Here is a 22,825-nt window from a genome sequence, read left to right on the forward strand (position 1 = left end):
TAAGATGCCGCTCGGCTAAGAATTTGTTATTCACATTTCTCTTCTAACAATGAATCAGACCTCTGAATTGTGATTGTACATATTCAATTGCTTTCGTTTTATTGTATCCCTGCGGCCTAATGTTGCTCCCTTTCTAACCTGTATCTCAGAATTTTAGATTCTATCTGACCACCTATGAATTTAACCGAACTCAAGAAAAAACCGATTGGCGAACTCATCAAGATTGCCGAGTTTATGGGCCTTGAAGGAATGGCGCGTAACCGTAAGCAAGACATTATTTTTGCCATCTTAAAGCGCCATGCAATGAATGGCGAAGAGATCTTTGGTGATGGCGTTTTGGAAATTCTGTCAGATGGCTTCGGCTTTTTACGCTCAGCGGCTGGCTCATATTTAGCGGGTCCTGATGACATTTATGTCAGCCCTTCACAAATTCGTCGTTTTAACCTGCGTACTGGCGATACCATTACCGGCACAATCCGACCACCGAAAGAAGGCGAACGCTATTTTGCCCTTCTTAAAGTAAACCAAATTAACTACGACACGCCTGAAAACTCTCGTAACAAGATTTTATTTGAAAACTTAACGCCATTATTCCCAACTGAGCAATTGGTTATGGAATTGGGTAACGGTACAACTGAAGATTTAACTGCACGTGTGGTTGACCTTGTTGCTCCAATTGGTAAAGGTCAGCGTTCGATTATTGTTGCACCGCCTAAAGCGGGTAAAACGATGTTATTACAAAACATCGCGCAATCCATTGTTCGTAACAACCCTGAATGCTTCTTGATTGTCCTTCTGATTGACGAACGTCCTGAAGAAGTAACAGAAATGGAACGTACAGTTCGCGGTGAAGTGGTTGCATCAACATTTGATGAATCACCTGCGCGTCACGTACAAGTTGCTGAAATGGTCATTGAGAAAGCCAAACGTTTGGTTGAGCATAAGAAAGACGTTGTGATCTTACTTGACTCGATTACACGTTTAGCACGTGCTTACAACACCGTGATTCCTTCTTCTGGTAAGGTGCTCACAGGTGGTGTAGACGCACATGCGCTTGAACGTCCAAAACGCTTCTTTGGTGCTGCCCGTAATATTGAAGAAGGTGGTTCACTCACCATTATCTCAACTGCATTGATTGAAACAGGCAGTAAGATGGATGAAGTGATCTACGAAGAATTCAAAGGTACAGGTAACCAAGAAATTACCCTTGATCGTCGTATTGCAGAAAAACGTGTGTTCCCTGCAATGAACATCAAGAAATCTGGTACACGCCGTGAAGAGCGTTTAATGTCTGAAGACAACCTACGTAAAGTATGGATTCTACGTAAGCTACTGCATACGCAAGACGAACTTGCTGCGATGGAATTCCTACTTGATCGTATGAAAGAAACCAAAACGAATGATGATTTCTTCGACCAAATGAAGCGTAAAGCGACAAACTAATCGATGTAAATTTTAAAAGGCCATCTATAACGATGGCCTTTTTATTTGGTTGACTTTGTTTACATAAATACACAATCCACTCAGCCATTTGTAAAGTTTTTTTCAAGTGAATGATTATAAAAATAATTTTATTAAAAACCCTATTGTTTTTAGGGGGTTATTTAGCATTTATCCAATATATTTCTTTTCTTTGATTGTTATTTTCTGTTAAAAAAAGCCACTTTTTAACCAATTTTTTAAGTTTTTTGCCTGTGAAGCAGTAGCATTTCAAAATACTCAGTGATAGCATATTCGCATACCAGTTACACTGCTCTGCATTGTTCATACCTAATAAAAATTAGGCATAATAAAAGCAAATAACAGTGCTAACTAAGGTTTTTTTTAATCTCATATTTAGAGAGTGATGCCATGTTATTCAAAAAAATCGCTGTTGCTGCTGCAGTTGCTACTACTTTAGCTTTCGTTGGTTGTGCTAAAAAAACTGAAGAAGCTCCTGCTGCTGCTGCTTCTGAAGCTGTAGTTGCTGCTTCTGAAGCTTCTGCTGCTGCTGACGCTGCTGCTGTTGAAGCTTCTGCTGCTGCTTCTGAAGCTACTGCTGCTGCTTCTGAAGCTGTTGCTGCTACTTCTGAAGCTGCTGCTTCTGAAGCTAAATAATCTAAACGATTATAAAGCACAAAAAGAGAGCCATTTGGCTCTCTTTTTTATTACAACAACAAATCTCAAAACACAATAAACAGAAAGATCAGTACACAATTAGCTTTCACCAGAACGACTGCCCTAGCATCTCTTCCCATATAGATCGATTAAGATCCTCTATCTTGCTATGAATGGACAATAAAAAAAGCAGATCAATCGATCTGCTCATTTCCAACGCGTTGACGGAATTTTTGTCCCGCACGGAAGGTTACTACACGGCGTGCAGAAATCGGAATTTCTTCACCCGTTTTCGGGTTACGGCCTGGGCGCTGACGCTTATCACGTAGCTCAAAGTTACCGAAACCTGAAAGTTTGACTTGCTCGCCTGAGATTAGCGCTTGGCTAATCTCATCGAAGAATAACTCGACCATTTGTTTCGCTTCACGACGGTTTAAACTCGTGAGCTCACTTAAATGATCAGCCATTTCTGCTTTTGTTAGTGCTGTCATGAAGCCCTCAATGTCGCCTGGTAAGTGTTTTCTAACACTTGGAGAATATTATCCATACCGGATTTGATCTCAGCATCTTCAAGAGTACGTGATGGGTGCTGCCAAAGTAATGCAAATGCCAATGAGCGCTTGCCTTCTTCAACACCTTGACCAGTGTACACATCGAACAACCAAGTAGAGTCTAAAAGCTCACCACCCGTTTTTCCGATAAGTTGCTGAATTTCGCTAACATTAATCTTATCACTAATTAAAAGCGCAATATCACGTCTTACCGACGGAAAACGTGATAATTCTGTAAAATTAGATACATAAGTTTGCAAAACAGCCTGTTGATCGAGTTCTGCAACCCAAGTCGTACTTAAATCCAATTCATCTTCTAAAGATGGGTGTAAGCGACCTAAGTAACCAATCGACTTTCCATTAACCAAAATTTCTGCAGATTGACCAGGATGTAACCATGCACGCTCAGAACGTACATATTCCACCTCTAAACGACCTGCTGCTAAAACTTCTTCAACATCGCCTTTAAAGTCAAAGAAATCCATTGGCGCTGCTTTACCATGCCAAGATTCAACATTACGTGGGCCTGTCGCAATCATCGCAAATGTTGGGATTTGTTTTAGATCATGAATAGATGCTGCATCTTGATAGTCAAAGCGCAAACCAAGCTCATAGAAACGTACACGGCTTTGCTGACGATTCACGTTGTATTGCACACATGGAATCAGACTTGAAAGCAAGGTAGAGCGCATCACTGCCAAATCACTTGAAATTGGGTTTGCCAATGCCAATGGATTCACTGCTGGATTCAACTGCTTTTCAAGCTTCAAATCTGCAAAGCTAAAGCTGATTGCTTCTTGGTAACCTAAAGCCACCACAGTTTGACGTAATTGAGCAAGCTCGAATTGGTCTTGATATTTTGCCAATTTCACATCAATAACAGGCAGACTGATTTGAATATTGTCGTAGCCATGAATACGCGCGACTTCTTCAATCAGGTCTTGATAAATGGCCATATCATAACGATGTGATGGTGGCACAACAGTCCATTCACCTGCAGCATTTACAGTGACATCACAGCCTAAACGCGTTAACGCATCTGCAATAAATTCGCCATCTACTTTATAACCAAGTAGTTGATCAACCTGCGCTTGTTTTAATTCAATCGCTTCACGTGTAGGCAATACATTGGCTTGCTCTGCTACAGTGATTGGACCAAAGTCACCACCAGCAAGTTCAGCAATGAGCTGAGATGCGCGGTGCATGGCAATCATTGGTAATTCAAAATCTACACCACGTTCATAGCGCTGAGATGCATCTGTATGCAAACCAAAGCTACGCGCACGACCTGCAATCGCAAGTGGTGCAAAGAATGCTGATTCTAAGAAAATTTCTTTGGTTTCATCTGTTACTGATGAAGACAAACCACCCATGATGCCTGCGATTGCCAATGCTTTTTCATCATCTGCAATGACCATCACTTTTTCGTTCAGCTCAACTTCTTGCTCATTTAAAAGCGTTAACTTTTCAGCAACAGTTGCTTGACGAACGTGTACAGCACCTTGAACTTTACCGCCATCAAATGCATGTAGTGGTTGGCCCAACTCCATCAATACATAGTTGGTAATGTCGACCAAAATGCTATGCTGACGAATACCTGAACGAGCAAGCGCACGCTCCATCCATTCAGGTGTTGGTGCTTTGGTATTAACGTTTTTAATGACACGACCTAAATAACGAGGACAACCTTCAGTTGTAACTACAACTTTTTTCTCATCCGCAATGGTTGCAGCCACTTCTTTAATTTCAGGTGCAGTCACAGCCAATTGGTTAATCACACCAATTTCACGTGCAATACCACGGATACTGAAACAGTCACCACGGTTTGGTGTAATGCTAATATCAATCACGTGATCATCTAGGTCTAGATATTCACGAATATCCATGCCCACAGGCGCATCTGCAGGAAGCTCTAACAGACCATCGATTTTGTCTTCTAAATCAATTTCTGACGCACCGCACAGCATGCCTTGTGATTCAACACCACGAAGTTTGCCTTTTTTGATTTTAAAATCACCTGGAAGTACAGCACCAATGGTTGCAACTGGTGCTTTCATGCCTTCACGTACGTTGGGCGCGCCACATACAATTTGTAAAGGCTCAGCTGTACCAATATTTACTGTGGTTACACGTAAACGGTCTGCATCTGGATGTTGTACAACTGTCAAAACTTCACCCACTACAACACCTGTAAAAGGCTTTGCTGCTGGATCCATATCGTCGACTTCTAAACCAAGCATCGTCAGCTGGTCAGATAAAGTATTGCTATCAATGGCTGGATTAACCCATGTACGCAACCAATTTTCGCTAATTTTCATAAATTCATTTCCTTAATCTCCCCTAGCCCCTCTTTTAAATAGAGGGGAAGCACATCTGCCCTTTAAGGCAGCAAAGTCCCCCTTTTACAAAGGGGGATTTAGGGGGATTTCAATAATTTTCAAATAACTGTTTAAATTCGTTTAAGCAAATTGGCGTAAGAAACGCACGTCATTTTGGTAGAACATACGTAAGTCATTGATGCCATAACGCAACATTGCAAAACGTTCTACACCTAGACCAAATGCAAAGCCTTTGTATTTGTCTGGATCAATACCTGCTGAACGTAATACGTTTGGATGCACCATACCGCAACCCAATACTTCTAACCATTTGCCACGCTCATCCATAATGTCCACTTCAGCACTAGGCTCAGTGAATGGGAAATAAGATGGACGGAAACGTACTTTTAAATCTTTTTCAAAGAATTCATTTAAAAGATTAACCAACAAGCCTTTTAATTCTGCAAAGCTGGTGTTTTCAGCAACGTATAAACCTTCAATTTGGTGGAACATTGGTGAATGCGTTTGGTCAGAGTCACAGCGGTATACACGACCCGGACATACAATGCGAATCGGTGGCTGTTGTGTTTCCATGGTACGGATTTGCACACCAGAGGTATGCGTACGAAGCAAGTGATTCACATCAAAATAGAATGTGTCATGCATTGCACGTGCTGGGTGATGACCAGGAATATTGAGGGCTTCAAAGTTGTGATAGTCATCTTCCACTTCTGGGCCTGTTGCAACAGTAAAACCAGCTTTGGTAAAGAACTGACAAATACGCTCTTGCACCTGTGTTACCGGGTGAATACTACCAATCGCTTGGCCGCGACCTGGTAAAGTAATATCAATTGTTTCGCTTGCCAGTTTTTGTTCTAGCGCCGCTTTTTGTAATTGAGTTTGGCGTTCAGTTAAAGCCGCGTTAATCGCTTCACGCACAGCGTGAATAGCTGCACCGTGAACCTTACGCTCTTCAGGGTCCATTTTACCCAGTGCTTTAGATTGTTCCGCGAGCTGGCTTTTTTTACCCGTAAACTGCACTCGAACTTGATCAAGTGTAGCAAGGTCATCTGCTGCTGCAATCGCAGCGAGCGCTTCAGTGGTCAGGGCTTCCAGTGACATAGTAACTCTCAAAGCAACAATTTAGAAAAATATAAAAACCCCATATTCTAACAGTTTTTGAACGCGATGATGAAGCGCATTCATAAGTAAAAATTGCAATAGCATCAAGAATTAAAAAAAGTATAAGATAGGCGCATTATCAATGAGATCTTTCATTATGGCGCTCGATCAAATTTGGAAACAGCAACTGACACTGGTTACTTATGGAAATGAGTTTTTAGCACAAAATCTAAGTTTTCAACGCTGGGTACAGCATGCTATTTTCGATCAGCACCATTTTGTGTTTCGTGACTTAATGTCACAACATTTGTTGGCACAGCATTTTCAAATTTGGTTAGAAGGCTTAAAAAAACAAGGTGTTCAGCGTATTAGTCTGCACCGCTCTGCACTATTGAATGACGAACAAAATCCTAATGCCAATGTTGAGCTTCTACCTATTGCGCACTTTATTGTGAGCCATGATGCCCATAAAAAGCAGGCTTGGATCTTTGGTAAAGAGTTAGCAGAATGGTACACCGCAGACAATGATTATGAAGCGCCTGCATCTCAACGATCTACATTACGTCTTGAGACATTTTGGCGCTTTGACTTAAATAATGCTTTAGCCAAACGAATAGATAGCGACTTACAACAACCCAATTGGGATGATATTCAGCTTTATACTGACAATGAATTATTTGATAGCAAATTTGCCAAAGGTTTTGTTGAACCAACTGAGCTAGATAGCCCTTATTATGGGCTGAATCACGAGCAACTGCAGAATGATGTAAGCGCGCTGTCTTTATTGCCGACAGATTATCAAGCGGATTATGCACATCAGACCTTACTTCGCTTAGATGCACTGAATACTTTTATTCAAGACAAAATTCAGCATCCATACAACGCTGAAGGTGAAGCACTACCAGCAGAAGAACAGCTGAATATGCGTCATTTTTCGCAAAAGTTAGATGATCTTCGCAGTAAGTTTATTGTCAAAGTTGCCAACCACTATAAAACTGCACGTTTGACTGCAAAAGCGGTGCCTTCACCTTTTGACAGCAGCGATGCGCCAAAGGCCGGCAAAACCTATGCAAAACCGGCTGCCGATGACAGCAAAAACAATAAAAACGGGGTTTTTGCGCTGATTATGGTGACAATTGTTATCTGTCTCTGCGCCTATTATTTTGGTCTTTAAACTGAGCCCAGCCATACTCAGCCCGGTATCCCCGCCAGCTTGCTAAAAGCATCCGTCAGGATGCTTTTTCAGCCGGTTAAGCGGTAATCAAATAATTAAACGGCCTGATTTCAATCTGCACTTTATGCTCTCCAGCATGCTGATTAATATAATGATTGACTGATACAACCTCACCTTCCAGCTGCGCATCCGGCCCATACATAATTTTGACAGATTCGCCTTTACGCGGAATCATCTGCAATTCAAGCGTGATCGTACCCTGCCCCATTCCTCTGATTTCAGCCAGCATATTCTTATCCTTGTGTTTTTTGCTCTCTACATTAGGCATGGCGCAAAGCGCGTTATAAAGATTAGTTCTGTAACTGGGCTGCACTTTTTATTGATTAAACATCTAAACTTAAATATCTAAACTCAAACATCAAAAACATAAGCGTCCAGTTGTTCTAAAAACGCATCGACTGCAGTTGGTGATTCTAATCGAATCCATTGAATATGCTGATATTCCGGCGCTTTCATCATCTGCTGATATTTTTCCCGATTCTTTTTATGGGTCTTAATCATCCACCAAACGATAGAATCACGGCCAAACATCCGCCATAAGCTTTCCTGATTATTTGAATCCAGCCAAAGATCTTGTTTGGACTTGGCCCGAGAAATTGCGCGCTTTACAGAGCGGTATAAATTGACTGGAAACGGCAGATCCAGCCAAATTACTGTATTTATTTCCGACCATTTCACCGGAATCGCCCGGGTATAGTTTCCATCGATGACATAACCATTTTTCGCTTTGGCAATTTCAGCTTCGATACGCGCAAAAAAGATTTCGTCAGGGCACTCCTGCCAGTCATCCAGCCAAAACAGGTTATCCAGTTCAATATAATGCAGCGCTAATTTTTCCGCCAAAGCTCTGGAAAAGTTGATTTTCCCGTGGCTGAAGTACCGACTACGTTTATTCTTTTCATTGTCATGATGATCCGCTTGAGTCCGGTGAACCTCTATCAAGATAACAGCATTCCATCCGGCAGGTTAACTTTTATTCTGCGCTGCCGTCAGATGCACTTTCATCGGCATCAATAGAATCCGGTTCAATTGCAGCCTCAAACCCCACTGTGCGCAGACGGTATTGATCCCATCATTTTGCCCTTAGCATTCATTTATGCCTGCTTCCCTCCTGATCTGCACGCCGTATAAAAAACAGAACATCAAGCCGCGCCCAGCTGAATGATTTGGGCCTGCCCGCGGTTATGATGAGCGCGCGCCATAAGACTGCCTTCCCGCACTGAGCGCAAAGCGGCAAGTATATGCGCGGGTTTTCATCTGAGCATTTAAATACATTAAGCAGCTGCACGGCAGCATGACCAAAACCAAACATTGAAATCACGGCATAACGCGCAAACTTCCGTCCGGGACGCGGCACCAGCCCAGCCCAGCCCAGCCCAGCCCAGCCCAGCCCAGCCCAGCCCAGCCCAGCCCAGCCTATTCATTTTCAGATAAAATGCAGCGCTGAGCATCGATCAAATATTCAAAATTTAAATATAATAACCAAATACTTAAATATAAAATTTCAACATAATTATTATGAGGCTTTATGAAAACAGAATTTGCCATTTACGCTAAAAAACCGCTGATTTCATGGCCAACAAGTTTAATGCTTATTTTACTGGGCATTGTGATGATCATTGTTATACCTTTTTTCAAATGGTTTAGAGATCAGGCTCAACCGCTTAACCTCAGCATAGTGATTGAATACCTGCAATACACCCTGAAAAATTTCCCGATTTACGAGCTGCAAGCTGATCATACTCAGCTGATACTGATCTACATCGTATCTGTAATTGTCATTGATTACTTAAAAACGCAGATTAAACTAGTCATTACGCCTGATAAAATTTATTACCGCTTGTGGAAAATGCCTCTCAGCACATTCATTCAGCGGCAGGAGGTAGAATACTGTCAATTTGCCATTCTTGGTATAACCCGCCCAAAATGGATCTCATGGATGCAGCGTCCCATTTTTCAGACTGCCAACAAAGCGAATCCACAGCTTTTATTCTTCCCCCTTAAAAATGTTCAATCTCAATTGCACCTTGCATGCTTAAGTGAACATGAAAAAGGGCAGCTGATTCAAATACTCAAACAATATTATAATTTTCAGGATGATATTGCGGCGCTGACGCTTTCGCAAGAAGATCTGCAAAATTTAATTCTTCAAACCAAGATCAGCCCGCGGATCGCCTACCTGCTTATCGGCAGCGTTCCTATTGGTATTTTGGGCTTATATTTAAACGCGCAAGCCCAGTTCTTTTATATTTCCAATTATCCGGTTTTGCTGTGTTTGGCCATTATTTTTCTGCTGATTTTCATTCCAAGCGTATTATGGATACAAAAAGATATTCCCAAAATAGCGTTTACAGGAAGCATGCTGTCCAGTACATTTTTAACGCTGAGCCTGAGCTTTTTTCTGATGCCGGTATTGCATAGTTATTATGCTTTGCATTTTGGCACTCATAAAATGACCGGTGCGCAATTGCTCTCAATGGATGCAGACGGCCAAAAATGGCGCTTATTAGACAATCAGCAAACTTTTTATATTTTACCCAAAACACCCTTTTACAACCCGAACCTTAAAACCCATGAAATTTATGAATTTCCCATTTATTATCATTGGCATAACTATCATTTCCAGCATAGCGAGCTTGCCCTGGTTCAGCTCAAAACCAAAACAAAGCCCGGGTAATATCCGCCCGCCCGGCATAAGAATTTTAAGCAAAAAAGACCGCTAAAAGCGGTCTTTTTTGCATTCTAGTATTTACTTTGTACGGCATTAAAATACTTTCTGCCAGCTGAGCCAGATTTGGTGATCATCACGCTGTGAGATCTGCATCGGTTTATCCCCCAGCGCAAATCCGGCATCTGCCTGTAAAGTGCCCAGCAGATCATTGCTCCATGCGATGCCTGCCCCAGCAGAACGCAGCGAAATAGTATTTTTTTCAGTGAGGCTGTCCCATACAGAAGCATTCAGCTTCAGTTTAGCTGCATCAAAAAAAAGTTTGCCGTTAAGCTTATTGCTGGCGCTTGACCACAAATCCTGACGCAGTTCAATCGATGCAGTCAGTCCTTCTGATCCTGAAATTGCGCTGTTTTTATAGCCTCGCATAAAACTTGGACCGCCGACATAAAATGCTTCTGAACTGTCTAAATTATCCGGGCTATAGAAACCTGTAGCCGAAAGATAGAGCTGACTGCTGCTGCCTAATTTTTGCAGGCGTGATGCGTTCATTTGAGCTGATAAAAAATTGCCGTCAGTTTTCCGCGTTAATGCATCAATTGCTTTTGTATCTGCAGATTGAAGATCAAGTTTGCCAAAATTCAGCGCTGTATAGAGCGTATTGATGCCGGCTCCGAAAAGGCTGTCGGTACTGCTGTGATTTAAATTCAGCTGCAGCGCATCGACACGGCGGTGATTTTCATACTGCGCTGAGCGGATATCATCTTCAATCTGCTTACGGCTCAGTGCCAGCCCAAAGGCGGTTTGACTGCGCATGCTTTGCTGGAGCCAAAGCGAAGCCTCTTCCGCTGAACCCTCATAGCCTAAATTTTTAAGCTCCTCACGCAATTCATATTTCAAATATGAATAGCTGGCGCCCAACTGTGTGCCATAGCCATTAATAAATGCGCTGTATCCTGCTTTGCCGTAATTCACACCTTTGCCGCTGCTGAGCACATCCAGCGACAGCTGGTCACCCAATCCTGCAATGCTGTTGATACGCACACCTGCTGAAGCTCGAGCTTCCCCTGTATATTTACTTCCAGCATTATCTGCGCCTGCATAAGCCTGAATTTTTTGCGCCGGCGTCAGCAGGAGACTTAATTCTGTTTCACCTAGAGCGCTGCCCGGTGTTAAGGCCGCTTCACTTTTTACACCATGCAGCTGATTAAATCTGACTGAAAGCGTATCTAAACTGCTGTCGCGCAAAATCTGCCGCGACTGTAAAGGCGTTTCAATTTGCCTAATTAGCCAAGGCAGCGTATTGGTCTGATTGCTGACCTTTACGCCATTCACGGCCGTTTCTATAATCTGAATCTGCACCTCGCCATTGTTAAGATTTTGCACAGGCAAAAATGCATAACTGAAGCTGTAGCCATGAGATGCATAATAGTCACTTATTCGGTCAGCCGCCTGCTGAAGACCTGCTAAGTTTTGCGTTTTGCCTTCAAGATCCGCAATTTCTTTTTTCAGTATGGATTCAGTAAACTGCGTATTCCCGCTTATATTAAATTGCTTTACAAATATAGTCTGACTGCCTTGAATTGTGCCATTTGGCTGGACCGGAACAGGTAAAGGCTTTGATTCAGGCTCCTTCATCTGCGGCTGCATCTGCTGCTGCAGCAGCTGTCCAGCATTTGGAATCGTTTCTGCAAAACACATGGTTACTGCTGCCTGCAGCATCAAGAATAGTGCAGATTTTTTTAAACTTCTGCTCATCAGATCTTTATTCACTTTTACATTCCCCCATATACGGCGTTTTTTCAACGATGCCGCATCTATTTTTATTCAGCTTATTCTGCTTTATTAGCGCATATTGCCAATAATCGAGCTTCGGCTGTCCTGCAGTTTCTTAACAAAATTTGTCATTTGCTCAAAAGCTTCATTGCGCTTATTTGACAGACTCTGCAAGCGCAGCATATCCATCTGCTGACTATTGGATAACGAATCTATTTGGGATTTTGTATTGTTTATAGAAGCGGATAATACGCTTTTACTGATTTTATTATCCGCAATGAGGGCAGTGACTGAAACACCAGCCTTAGCCGCGGCTTCCAGCCACTTCTTATACTCTGGACTATTTACAATATTTGGCCCTAGCATCAGATGAGTTTCATCCTTCTTAAATAACGCCAATAAGCCGTTGCTTGCTGCCAATACATCATTGAGCTTAGCAATTTGATCATTTGTTGCCTGCACAGCATTAATCTGAGCCGCAAGCTGGTTTTCAAGTAATTCTGCTCTTCGCGATTGCACCTCTAAAAGCGCGGTTTCAATATCAAGCCCCTGAAGATTAATACCAGCATAGCTGCTGCCAGTAAGGCTGATACTATTGCCAATTGCGCCGATACCTGCTGCAGAACTGCTTCCCCCTGCAAAACTGCCTCCTCCTGCAGCAGGGAGTTTAATATTGCCCTGCGCTGTAAATTTCAGGTCTCCTAAGCTGTAGTTGGAAGCATCCGGCCCAGTCAGTACAGCATCATAAAGATGTACTGTTTTTTGATTTCCTGGCTTATTGTCTTCAAACCGGCCTTTGGCATTCAGCACCAATTGATCCCCGCCAATCTTCCCGCCCAATACTGCATTTTGCGTATTGATAGAGGCATAGAAAGTGCCATCATCTGAAGTTGTAATTTTATCCGCCACAATCACGCCTGAAATGCTCGAAATGATTCTGCTGTATATGTCAGCCTGTAAATTTAATGACGGATTGATCAGCTCATAATTTGAAGCGTCTTTGCCAGCCAGCTGCAGGCTCAGCCATACATTTTTATTTTCACCAGCATTTTTATCTTCAAATTGCCCCTGCGCATTAATATGCAGGTCATCCAAGCCCACTTTGCCTTTCAGCACACTCATCCCTGTATTAATATCGGCATAAGCTATTCCGTCATAGGTTTTGCTTTGTGCAGATAAGCCCTGAACCTCTGTAATCAAGGCTTTGGAGATATTCGCCGTCCCTTCAAAGCCTGCCAGCGCTGTATCTTTCAGCTTGTAGTTCAGCGCATCTTTGCCTATGAGCACCAGACTGTCGAGCGAAACCTTTTTGCCAGTTCCTGCATTTTTATCTTCGAAAGCGCCATTGACCAAAATACCCAGATCATCACCGCTGATTTGCCCATCGAAGCTGAGGCCGCGGGTATCAAACCCTGCTTTGACCGTACCGTCATAGACTTTATCCGCTGCCTTCAGGCCGCTGATGCTACTGATTTCCGCCTGCTGTATATTCGCTGTTAAAAACAGATTTTGAGCATAGAGCTGATAATTTTTCGCATCCGCCCCAATAAGCGCAAGATCAGAAAGAATAACTTGCCTGTCTGCGCCTGCATCTTTAACGGCAAAGGCGCTGCTGCCGATATTCAGAGAAACTGAATCTCCAAAAACCACCCCATTTAAAACGGCGCTGTTCTGGCCGATTACTGCATTTACTGTGCCATCATAGACTTTGTCCTGCGCTTGAAGTCCTGAAATGCCTTGAATAACCGCCTTCTCAATCACGCCATTCAGCCAGGGCGCATTTGCCGACAGCTGATAATTGGCTGCATCGGCGCCATGAATCTGCAGGCCTTCCAGCTTGGCAATTTTAGCACCTGCATCTTTGCTGCCAAAACTTGCTCCCTCAGCATAAAGAATCACATTATCGCCTTGGATCATGTCTGCTGACATTGCATATTGACTGTAGAGCGGCGCAGACAGTTTTCCATCATAGGTTTTGATAATCGTCCCAAAGCCGCTGTTATCTGAAATAACTTTCTGCGTGATATTCGCAGAAGCTGTGTACGGTGTATTTTTCAGCTGATAATTTTGAGCATCGGCCCCAGTCAGCACCAGATCTGAAATATAAACTGTTTTATTCTGTCCCGCATTCTTATCTGAAAATATGGCTTTTCCTCCGCTCAAGGCAACAAAATCGGAAGCAATTTTGCCATTCAGCTGCGCACGCCAGAGTTCAGCCTCTGCAGCATCTGTACCGTCATACACTTTGTCTTTTGCCAGCAGCTGGCTTACCGTCAAATCCGCTTTTTCAATATCCGCCGACAACACTGACGAATGTCCTTCCAGCTTATAATTCGACGCATCTGCACCAGTTAAATTCAGGCTGCCGATATAGACGGTTTTACCCTCTCCTGCATTTTTATCTGCAAAGCTTGCAGTACCGGATGCACTCAGTTCATCGCCTTGAACTTTGCCAGAAAGAACAGCACTGGATGCATCCAGCAGCGCATTGACCGTGCCGTCATAAGTTTTATTCAATGCTTTTAAACCGCTGTCTATGCGGATTTCAGCCTGATGGATGTCTGCTGCTGCGGTTAAGCCGTTTTGCAGCAGCGTGCTTGACAGCGCATAGTTGCCTGCATCCGCACCGCTCAGCTGCAAATTGCTGACTTGCGCGGACTTTGCCGAACCGGCATTTTTGTCGATAAAGCTTGCACTGCCGGTTAGAGAAATGCTGTCATTTTCAACCTTTCCGAAGAGCATTGCATCTGCAGCATTCAGTGATGCATTCACTGTGCCGTCATAGGTTTTGCTCAAGACTTCTATCCCGCTGATACTATCGATGACTTTTTGAAAAATAAACGCTGACGACGTCAGATTAGATGCAAGCTCATAATTCTGCGCATCAGCGCCATTCAAGGTGACATTGTACAAGCTCACCGTTTTGCTGCTGCCTGCATTTTTGTCGGAGAACTGCGCACTTCCAATTGAAACTGAGACCTGATCTGCCCCAAACAGCCCTGCCGCAACAGCATTTGCATTCACTTGTGCAGTCAGCAGCCCATCGTAGATTTTATCTGCAACCGCATTGCTGATCTGATAGATCTGCGCTTTGCTTAACGTGATATCGCCTTGAGAAAAGATCAAATCGTAGCCGTTTTGTACTGAATACAGCCCAGCCAGCTGAGAATGGCCTAATCCCGCATTTTTAATGCCTCCGGTATAAACAGCAGATCCGAGAATTTTTGAAGCATCTGCCCAATCATCCAACACCGTATAGCTGCTGCTGTTTTGCATCTGGCCATTATATGCGCCACTGTAGTCATCCGCTTTTACTGTCAGAGGTGTTAAAAATGCTTTGAGCAAAGGTGCAGTCTGCCCTTCATAAATCCGCCAAGCGCCATTCATTCCAGCCCTGTCTGCAACAGACCAGCCCAAAACTGAATAGGCCGCGCTATTTTTTTCCTGTCCAGCCATAAATGCAGCAATTGCACCTGAGCTGTCCCAAACCTGCTGTGAACCATCAGCATTCAACGCATAAGCTTCTTTGATAACGGTACTGTACACTTCACCAGCAAGCGCCCCTGACATATTATCCGCCTGCACATTGACATCTGCATAAGCGCGTTCAATGCTGCTGAAATAGGATGAGCCAACCAAGCCGCCGGCATAGTTCTGCGCTGCAACTTTGCCAGTAACGAAACTGTTGCTGATATGAGTACTCGATATGCTGCCGGCCAAACCGCCAATATTGTCATCTCCTGAGACATTAACATTCATCAAACCGATATTGCGGATATCCGCATCTAGCGTCTTGCCAAACATCCCCCAGTTACTGCCTTGACCCTGGCCGCGCTGCACAGCATGAACAGTCAAATTTTCAATGATATGACCTAAACCGTCAAAACGGCCAGTGAATGAGCGGTTGCCACTGTTTGGGCCAGTACCTTCAATCAGCGTACCGACAGGCGAAAAATTGGCAAGCGCAGCCGCATCAATATTGCTGCCTAAAGCATAATTGCCGCTGAGATCATCCTGCATGTTCTGCACAGCATGGATATCCGTCAAAACATGAAAAGCCTTAAAATTCTGTACATCAGAACCGCGCTGAATGCTGAAATTCAAGCCCTGCTGCAAATGCACCGGCGCTTGAATATAATAATCTGCATAGATAGGCTTCATCATCTGTTCATCAGCATCAAAGATCTCACTAATGCTGCCGTCAGCACTTTGCTGACCGTATTTCAAATGCAGCTGACCGCCTGCACCTTTGCCGGCATCAATGACATGATTGATGTAAATATCATTATAAGCATCCAGTGTCAGCGCTTTTCCGCTGTCCCATGCAACAGCGTCTTCAATGATAATATCGCCTTTTCCGGACGTATCCGTATTTACCGCGCCGGATGCTGAAGCCTGCGTCAGGCCCGTTTGCACAATCACATCCGTCGTCTTTAACGCAGCGCTTAATGCAGCGCCGGTTATATGGCCATTCTGCCCGACTTTAAAATCCACAGGATCAATCAGCCACTGTCCCTGTTTTGCGCCATGTTCCGCCTCTGTGCTGACTTTAGCCGCATCAGAAACATGAACCGCCGCAGCCGAAGTTTCGATAAACCCGCCATTCTGACCATTTTTGCCTTCAGCAGCCAATGTTCCAGAAATATTGCTTTGCCCATTCGACATATCGCCTAATAGCACAATTTCGCCCTTCGCATTTGTCTCAAGACGGTTAGCTTGGATATAGCCGCTATGGTTGACAACCGCTCGGCCCAGCTGCTTTTCTGCAGCAGCCGTTAAATGCACAGTTCCATTATCTGCAATAATGGCGCCGCCATTGTCGACCAGCGCCTGCAACGCGCCCTGATCAATGTCATAGCTGGCTAGTTTTCCATTTTGCAGCGTAATGCGCACTTTTTCCGCTGCGGTCAGTTCCACACGGCCATTTGGTGCAGTAATTTCACCGGTATTTTTAACGGCTGAAGCAATCAGCGCAACCGTGCCTCCATGCGCAGCAGTGATTTTCCCATGGTTTTCAACAGACGCTGCTTTGCCATCGCCGGAAAAACTGAATTTTCCCTGAAACAAATCCTGATCTTGCAAATCTAAAGTAGAAGCTACAATCCCTCCGGCATTGACCTGCGCTGTTTTGGAAAATAGCACGCCATTTGGATTAATCAAAAAGACTTGGCCATTGGCATTCAGCCTGCCCATGATTTGGCTGCCATTACTGTCCAACACCCTGTTCACTGCAATAGAGGAATTATTTGGCTGAACAAAGTTAACCTCTGCCTGACTGCCGATATTGAATGTATTCCAGCTTGCTGATAAATTCTGACTTTGCTGCAGTACATTCAGCGTGTTGCCAGACTGTTTAAATTCTGCGCTGCCTGCAATCACCTGCTGGCCTGTTGGCAATGCAATATCACTGATCGCTGCGGATACACTGAAAGACAATAATGAAAGTGCCGGCAATACCAGCAAGCTGAGATAATTTGAATAGATTTTAGACGATGCCTTATTTTTTTTAACGGCAGCACACGATGCGCCTGCTGCATTTTTTGCAAGTTCAGATACTGCCTGCCAGCAAGATTTATTCTTATTCCAAATGATTCTATATATTTTGTTCATTTTTCACCCAATAGCAAAGCTAAATGAAGCTATTAGAACATTAAACAAAAAACAGTCATATCACTTAAATTTGGGATATTTTTCCATTCATCCTAAAATTAGGCCCAAAAAAAAGACCGCTAAAAGCGGTCTTTTTTTATCATCTAAGATGATTAAGCAGCCAATGCGCCTTTAGCTTTTTCAGCTAAAGCTGCAAATGCAACTGAATCATGCATAGCGATGTCAGCAAGTACGCGACGGTCGATGATCACTTGAGCTTTTTTCAAGCCATCGATCATACGGCTGTACGACAAACCGTTTTGACGAGCACCAGCATTGATACGCGCAATCCATAGAGCACGGAATTGACGTTTCTTTTGACGGCGGTCACGGTAAGCGTATTGACCCGCTTTGATTACTGCTTGAAACGCAACACGATAAACACGTGAACGCGCGCCGTAGTAACCTTTAGCACGAGCTAGAATTTTTTTATGACGGCGATGAGCCTGTACACCACGTTTTACACGAGCCATTTAAAATCTCCTTAGATGTATGGGCACATAGCACGAACTGAAGCAACGTCACTTACGTGAACCATTACACAGCCGCGTAATTGACGAATACGCTTAGCAGATTTTTTGGTCAAAATGTGGCGCTTGAACGCTTGTTTGCGTTTGAAACCGTTTGCAGTCGCTTTAAAGCGTTTAGCTGCACCACGGCGAGTTTTCATCTTAGGCATAACAACCTCTTTTGAACACCTGTTCGGCACGTTCGCACCATTGCGATTACGCCCTGCAGGTAAGGGAGCGAGTATTCTAAAGCATCTTTGTTCAAAACAAAAGCACCATCGAAAATTAAAATCTACCTCTGAGGAGCTTAGTTTTATTTTCTATAAGCTTTACATGATGAAATATCAACCAAGCATAAACTGCGACTTATAATTTTCGCATCTTCTCTCCAGTTGCCTGTTATGACACCTGCACATGATGCATTCGCAGCCTTACGCTATCGTGATTTCTCAATTATCACCCTCAACCAATTTAGCTTGACCTTAGCCATTTTAATTCAAGAAATTATTGTGGCTTATTCCCTCTATCAAATTACCAAAGACCCACTCACCTTGGGCCTAATTGGTTTAGCAGAAGCGATTCCATTTATCAGCCTTTCCTTGTGGGGCGGTTATTTTGCTGACCGCTTTAATAAGCAATTAATTATGAAGATTTGCTTATTTTTTGCCATCCCCATGCCGCTCATTTTATGGTGGTTGTTTCACTTATATGGACAAGCAACGATTGGCGTACAAACGCTGTCATGGGGTATTTATGCCGTCATTTTTGGCCTAGGCACCATTCGTGGTTTTTATAATCCCTCTGCTACGTCATTAAAACCATTTTTAATTCCACGTGAACTGTACGCCAATGGTGCAACATGGACCACGATTGGTTGGCAAAGTGGCGTTATTTTAGGGCCAATGTTAGGCGGTTTTATGTTGGCCTTCTGGGGACGTGAAAACAGCTTACTTAGCGTTGCAGGCCTATTAGTACTGTGTTTTGTGCTGATTAACTTACTGCAAAAGCGTCAGTTTCCAAAAATTGAAACTGACAAACTTTGGAATAGCTTAGGCGATGGATTTCGCTTTATCTGGAAAACCAAAATTGTGCTATGGGCCATTTCACTGGATCTAGTCTCAGTGCTGTTTGGTGGTGTGATTGCACTTTTGCCCATCTTTGCAGAAGATATTTTAAAAGTTGGTCCAGAAGGCCTTGGCTATCTGCGCGCAGCACCTTCAATCGGTGCATTAATAACGATGATTGCACTCACCAAGTTTCCACCCACACAAAATGCATGGCGCAATATGTTATTAGCAGTTGCGGGCTTTGGCTTCTTCACCTTGTTATTTGCCTATTCAAACGTATTGTGGCTGTCTTTATTTGCACTCGCTATGACAGGCGCTTGCGATAGTATTTCAGTTGTCATTCGCCAAACCATTTTACAAATCTATCCGCCAGAAAATATGCGTGGTCGTGTCGCCGCTGTAAACGGTATGTTTGTCTCTTCAAGCAATGAGTTAGGCGCTTTTGAATCAGGTTTAGCCGCAAAATACATGGGGACAATTATGGCAACTGTGTTTGGCGGCTGTATGACCCTCGCTGTTGTTGTGATCAGTTGGTCAAAAACCAAAGATTTATTTGGACTAGACATCACCAAGGGTACAGAAAAATAGCGAAAACAGTGGATTTAGACTTGCCAGTATTTCTAATTCAGGAAATACTGCGCTTCAATATTGACCAATCATCACATTGCGTGATTAAAGCCTTTAACTTATGAAAAAAATTCTGTGCTTATCTACTTTAATGTGCCTCCCACTGACGGCTTACAGTGCAGCTACGAAACAAGTCCATCAGCTTCCTGCACAAACGATTGACGTTTCACCGACATCGCACTTAACCACCCGCTTACAATGGTCTAAGTTTCCAGAGCCGAATTACAGCATTGAAGATTTAAAAAACGAAAATCGTGCAGCAATCATTCGTGTAGTGGCCAATACCAAAGGCGATGTAACCAATGCCACGGTTGAAGAAAGCACAGGGCTTAAAGCTCTCGATCAGATTTTAATTCAAGCCGTTGAAGATGCTCAGGTCAAACCTCATCTAAAAAATGGTCGTGCCGTATCACAAATAGGTTATCAAGCCTTTAACCTCAAGCTCAGCAACAAAGAAACTGTGTGTGACTACCAGTTCGATTCAAAAGTTTGGCTCGCTCAAAGCGAAGCAAAAAAAACTGCTTTTCAATATGTAGCGCAACCAAAGCTGAGTCTTAACTCAAGTCAGCTCAATGGTCATAACCGCCAAGTTAAATTTAGCTTTGCCACAGACAAGCACGGCAACGTTAAAAAAGTAAAAATTAAACAAGGTTCTGGTATTTATGCACTGGATCAAAATATTGTACAAGCCGTATCAGACAGTAAAATTAGCGTAAAACGCAATGCGCGTACATTATGGATGTATAAGCAATCCCACTTTAAGGACCAAATTGAATTTAAGCTCAATGCTTGCAAATAATGTCCACACTAAGGCTCATCTCATTTGATGGGCCTTTTTTTATGCCGACTTCAATCATGCACAACGTTAAAATACATTAATAAAAATCAAATAAACGCAAAGATAACGCCCAATTTTTGCCACGCTTACCAGCACTAAAAACCGCCAAAAATTTTCTTTTAATAGACCAGCAATTAAGGTAATTGGATCGCCAATGATTGGTGTCCAACTGAGCAACAATGACCAATAGCCATATTTTTGATAGAAGTCCTGAGCCTGTTGCATTTTCTGGGCAGATACAGGAAACCATTTTTTATTTTTAAATTGTTCTATCTTTAGGCCCAAATACCAATTAACACAGGAACCTAAAATATTACCCACGCTTGCTATGGCAATGAGCCACCCAACTGCATAACTGTGCTGTATCAACAAGCCTAACAAAACCGCCTCAGACTGCAAAGGCAACAGTGTGGCTGCCCCAAAGGCGCAAAGGAATAACAAAAACAAACTCATGCTGTGCTATTCCTCTGTCTGGTTGTTATTACAAACCTAATCGCTGTTTGGTCTTACGGTATTCCCAAATCGACCACAAAACCATAACGCCAATAATGAAAGCGCGCGACCAACCATAACGTGTAGTTAGCGGTTGAATCACTTCTTTTAATCTGACTTGATCATGTGTTTGCAATGCATTAGCGACCGTTTGAATATGCACAGCCTCGGCAATAAACAAGACTAAAGACAGCACAATAGCTGCAATAATGGCAAAATAAACCCGCGAATTGGCTTCCACAATGCGTGTCAGATTTAAGAAAAATTCTTTCATGTATTCATCCAATAAAAAACCACCGCAGAAGTGGTGGTTTTATGATTTTCAAACATCTTAGCATAACTGCTTAAAACAATGCCTTGTTATTGCCATCAGACTTTTATAGCCAATGCTTTCTGCACCGCAGGGCGCGCCGTTAAGCGCTCGACATACTCTTTCACTTGTGGATAATCTTCTAACTGAATCCCCTGCCACTCATGACGCAAAATCCAAGGCAGTATCGCCATATCTGCAATCGAGTAGCCGCCAGCTACATATTTTTGCCCAATTAATTGATGATTTAAAACTTTGTATAAGCGCTTAGTTTCATTCACATAACGCTCAGTTGCATACGGAATACGCTCCGGCGCAAAACGACTAAAATGGTGATTTTGACCCAACATTGGACCAAAGCCACCCATTTGCCACATCAGCCACTGCTCAACTTCAACACGCTCAAATTCATCTTCAGGATAATACAGTCCAGTTTTACGGCCAAGGTACTGTAAAATAGCACCCGACTCAAATACGGAGATGGCTTCACCACGTGGCCCGTTTTGATCCACAATCGCTGGTATTTTGTTGTTTGGCGAGATTTTTAAAAAATCAGGCTGAAATTGATCATCCTCTAAAATATTAATTGGGAAAATTTGATATTCCAAGCCCATTTCTTCTAATGCAATGGTGATTTTATGGCCATTGGGCGTCCCCCAATAATACAGATCAATCATATACTTATCCTGTCAATGTTCTGATTTTTAATATCAACTGTCTTGATTTATGTGCTGTTTATAGCATGCATTACGCTTTTAAACCTTAACTTAAACTGAAACTCAGCATAAAAATATAGCGAAAAAGATAACAAATTAAGCAATGTTTTTCTCAAAATCCGATTATTCGCCAAATACATCTATTTCAATTTTTTATACTGCCCTTAACCCTGATTATGTAGATACCATTAAGCATGCTTAAAGTGTAGCTTTCATGTCTTTTATTTAGATCAGCACTTCAATCCTATTATTTCAATAAAAAAAGCCCTGCAATTGCAGGGCTTTTTTTCAAAATGTAGATTACTTACGTTTTTTAGGACCAAGTAACATACCCATTTGACGACCTTCCATTTTTGGGGTCTGCTCAACAACACCCACATCAACCACGTCTGCTTCAATTTTTTGTAATTGAGCCAAACCAAGTTGTTGGTGTGCCATTTCACGACCACGGAAACGCAACGTAATTTTTACTTTGTTGCCTTCCTCAAGGAACTTGATGATTGCACGTAGTTTTACGTTGTAATCACCAACATCAGTACCTGGGCGTAACTTGATTTCTTTCACCTGTACTTGATGTTGTTTTTTCTTTGCTTCTTTCTGCTTTTGCTTAAGATCAAACAAATGCTTGTTAAAGTCCATGATTTTGCAGACTGGTGGCTCAGCATTTGCAACGATCTCAACAAGGTCAAGATCAGCAGCTTCTGCTGCGCGCAAAGCTTCATTTAGAGATACAATCCCTTTTTGCTCGCCATTTTCGTCTACAAGACGGACTTCTTTTGCACGAATTTCATCATTCAACGCAGGACGGTTTGATTTACTACCCTGTTGATTACGGTCAGGCTGTTTAATCG

Annotated in this window: 18 protein-coding genes and 1 pseudogene; 6 read left to right on the plus strand and 13 right to left on the minus strand. The window is 42.9% G+C overall.

The annotated features are described in order from the left end of the window. The first annotated feature begins 174 nt into the window (after positions 1 to 174). Both rho and EXE29_RS06530 read left to right on the plus strand, forming a co-directional pair. The gene (gene rho / locus EXE29_RS06525) at positions 175 to 1,443 is read left to right on the plus strand and encodes a transcription termination factor Rho (protein ID WP_106986222.1); all 1,269 of its coding nucleotides are present in this window, start codon (positions 175 to 177) and stop codon (positions 1,441 to 1,443) included. Between the two features lie 408 nt (positions 1,444 to 1,851). After that, positions 1,852 to 2,097, plus strand: a complete 246-nt coding sequence (locus EXE29_RS06530) for a hypothetical protein (protein ID WP_106986223.1) — start codon at positions 1,852 to 1,854, stop codon at positions 2,095 to 2,097. 194 nt (positions 2,098 to 2,291) lie between these two features. On the opposite strand, the gene EXE29_RS06535 is transcribed toward EXE29_RS06530, so the two are convergent. The 3 genes from EXE29_RS06535 to pheS form a co-directional block, all read right to left on the minus strand. Continuing rightward, entirely contained in the window at positions 2,292 to 2,588 is a 297-nt protein-coding gene (locus tag EXE29_RS06535; RefSeq protein ID WP_004649746.1) for an integration host factor subunit alpha, read from the minus strand. Further along, the gene (pheT, locus tag EXE29_RS06540) at positions 2,585 to 4,966 is read right to left on the minus strand and encodes a phenylalanine--tRNA ligase subunit beta (protein WP_120364272.1); all 2,382 of its coding nucleotides are present in this window, start codon (positions 4,964 to 4,966) and stop codon (positions 2,585 to 2,587) included. The genes EXE29_RS06535 and pheT overlap by 4 nt, the downstream gene beginning before the upstream one ends. Before the next feature lie 141 nt (positions 4,967 to 5,107). Continuing rightward, complete coding sequence (pheS, locus tag EXE29_RS06545; protein WP_106986225.1) at positions 5,108 to 6,088, minus strand: phenylalanine--tRNA ligase subunit alpha; 981 nt, start codon at positions 6,086 to 6,088, stop codon at positions 5,108 to 5,110. 157 nt (positions 6,089 to 6,245) lie between these two features. On the opposite strand from pheS, the gene EXE29_RS06550 reads away from it, so the two are divergent. Further along, positions 6,246 to 7,262 (plus strand): hypothetical protein, encoded by a 1,017-nt coding sequence (locus EXE29_RS06550; protein ID WP_120364271.1) that lies wholly within the window; start codon positions 6,246 to 6,248, stop codon positions 7,260 to 7,262. Positions 7,263 to 7,338: 76 nt separating this feature from the next. Here the strand turns inward: EXE29_RS06550 and EXE29_RS06555 are convergent, their stop codons facing one another. Together EXE29_RS06555 and EXE29_RS06560 are read right to left on the minus strand one after the other, a co-directional pair. After that, the gene (locus EXE29_RS06555; protein ID WP_106986240.1) at positions 7,339 to 7,551 is read right to left on the minus strand and encodes a KOW motif-containing protein; all 213 of its coding nucleotides are present in this window, start codon (positions 7,549 to 7,551) and stop codon (positions 7,339 to 7,341) included. A 122-nt stretch (positions 7,552 to 7,673) separates the two neighbouring features. Next, positions 7,674 to 8,224, minus strand: a pseudogene (locus EXE29_RS06560) (P-loop NTPase family protein). A 626-nt stretch (positions 8,225 to 8,850) separates the two neighbouring features. Here EXE29_RS06560 and EXE29_RS06565 point away from each other — a divergent pair. Further along, the gene (locus EXE29_RS06565) at positions 8,851 to 9,999 is read left to right on the plus strand and encodes a hypothetical protein (protein WP_120364270.1); all 1,149 of its coding nucleotides are present in this window, start codon (positions 8,851 to 8,853) and stop codon (positions 9,997 to 9,999) included. 87 nt (positions 10,000 to 10,086) lie between these two features. On the opposite strand, the gene EXE29_RS06570 is transcribed toward EXE29_RS06565, so the two are convergent. The 4 genes from EXE29_RS06570 to rpmI form a co-directional block, all read right to left on the minus strand. Next, on the minus strand, positions 10,087 to 11,763 hold the full coding sequence (locus EXE29_RS06570; protein ID WP_228198723.1) for a ShlB/FhaC/HecB family hemolysin secretion/activation protein: 1,677 nt from the start codon (positions 11,761 to 11,763) through the stop codon (positions 10,087 to 10,089). Between the two features lie 72 nt (positions 11,764 to 11,835). Continuing rightward, positions 11,836 to 17,376 carry a YDG domain-containing protein gene (locus EXE29_RS06575; RefSeq protein WP_120364269.1) on the minus strand — a complete coding sequence of 1,847 codons (5,541 nt, stop codon included), beginning with the start codon at positions 17,374 to 17,376 and terminating at the stop codon, positions 11,836 to 11,838. Between the two features lie 152 nt (positions 17,377 to 17,528). Then, a complete protein-coding gene (gene rplT, locus EXE29_RS06580; RefSeq protein WP_004723060.1) occupies positions 17,529 to 17,888 on the minus strand; it encodes a 50S ribosomal protein L20 in 360 nt (119 codons plus the stop codon). An 11-nt stretch (positions 17,889 to 17,899) separates the two neighbouring features. Further along, positions 17,900 to 18,094, minus strand: coding sequence for a 50S ribosomal protein L35 (rpmI, locus tag EXE29_RS06585; RefSeq protein WP_004804484.1), 195 nt, complete (start codon positions 18,092 to 18,094; stop codon positions 17,900 to 17,902). A gap of 231 nt (positions 18,095 to 18,325) precedes the next feature. Between rpmI and EXE29_RS06590 the strand changes: the two genes are divergently transcribed. Then, positions 18,326 to 19,579 carry an MFS transporter gene (locus EXE29_RS06590; protein ID WP_106986232.1) on the plus strand — a complete coding sequence of 418 codons (1,254 nt, stop codon included), beginning with the start codon at positions 18,326 to 18,328 and terminating at the stop codon, positions 19,577 to 19,579. 100 nt (positions 19,580 to 19,679) lie between these two features. Beyond that, on the plus strand, positions 19,680 to 20,417 hold the full coding sequence (locus EXE29_RS06595) for an energy transducer TonB (RefSeq protein WP_120364268.1): 738 nt from the start codon (positions 19,680 to 19,682) through the stop codon (positions 20,415 to 20,417). A gap of 66 nt (positions 20,418 to 20,483) precedes the next feature. Here the strand turns inward: EXE29_RS06595 and EXE29_RS06600 are convergent, their stop codons facing one another. From EXE29_RS06600 to infC, 4 genes are all read right to left on the minus strand, one after another. Continuing rightward, positions 20,484 to 20,909 (minus strand): YqaA family protein, encoded by a 426-nt coding sequence (locus tag EXE29_RS06600; RefSeq protein ID WP_106986234.1) that lies wholly within the window; start codon positions 20,907 to 20,909, stop codon positions 20,484 to 20,486. 28 nt (positions 20,910 to 20,937) lie between these two features. Continuing rightward, complete coding sequence (locus tag EXE29_RS06605) at positions 20,938 to 21,222, minus strand: hypothetical protein (protein ID WP_106986235.1); 285 nt, start codon at positions 21,220 to 21,222, stop codon at positions 20,938 to 20,940. 95 nt (positions 21,223 to 21,317) lie between these two features. Then, positions 21,318 to 21,935 (minus strand): glutathione S-transferase N-terminal domain-containing protein, encoded by a 618-nt coding sequence (locus EXE29_RS06610; RefSeq protein ID WP_106986236.1) that lies wholly within the window; start codon positions 21,933 to 21,935, stop codon positions 21,318 to 21,320. 339 nt (positions 21,936 to 22,274) lie between these two features. Further along, the gene (gene infC / locus EXE29_RS06615) at positions 22,275 to 22,823 is read right to left on the minus strand and encodes a translation initiation factor IF-3 (RefSeq protein ID WP_106986237.1); all 549 of its coding nucleotides are present in this window, start codon (positions 22,821 to 22,823) and stop codon (positions 22,275 to 22,277) included. Positions 22,824 to 22,825: the final 2 nt, after the last annotated feature.

Origin of the sequence: Acinetobacter sp. WCHAc060006, from assembly GCF_004209135.1 — a bacterium.
GTDB lineage: Bacteria > Pseudomonadota > Gammaproteobacteria > Pseudomonadales > Moraxellaceae > Acinetobacter > Acinetobacter cumulans.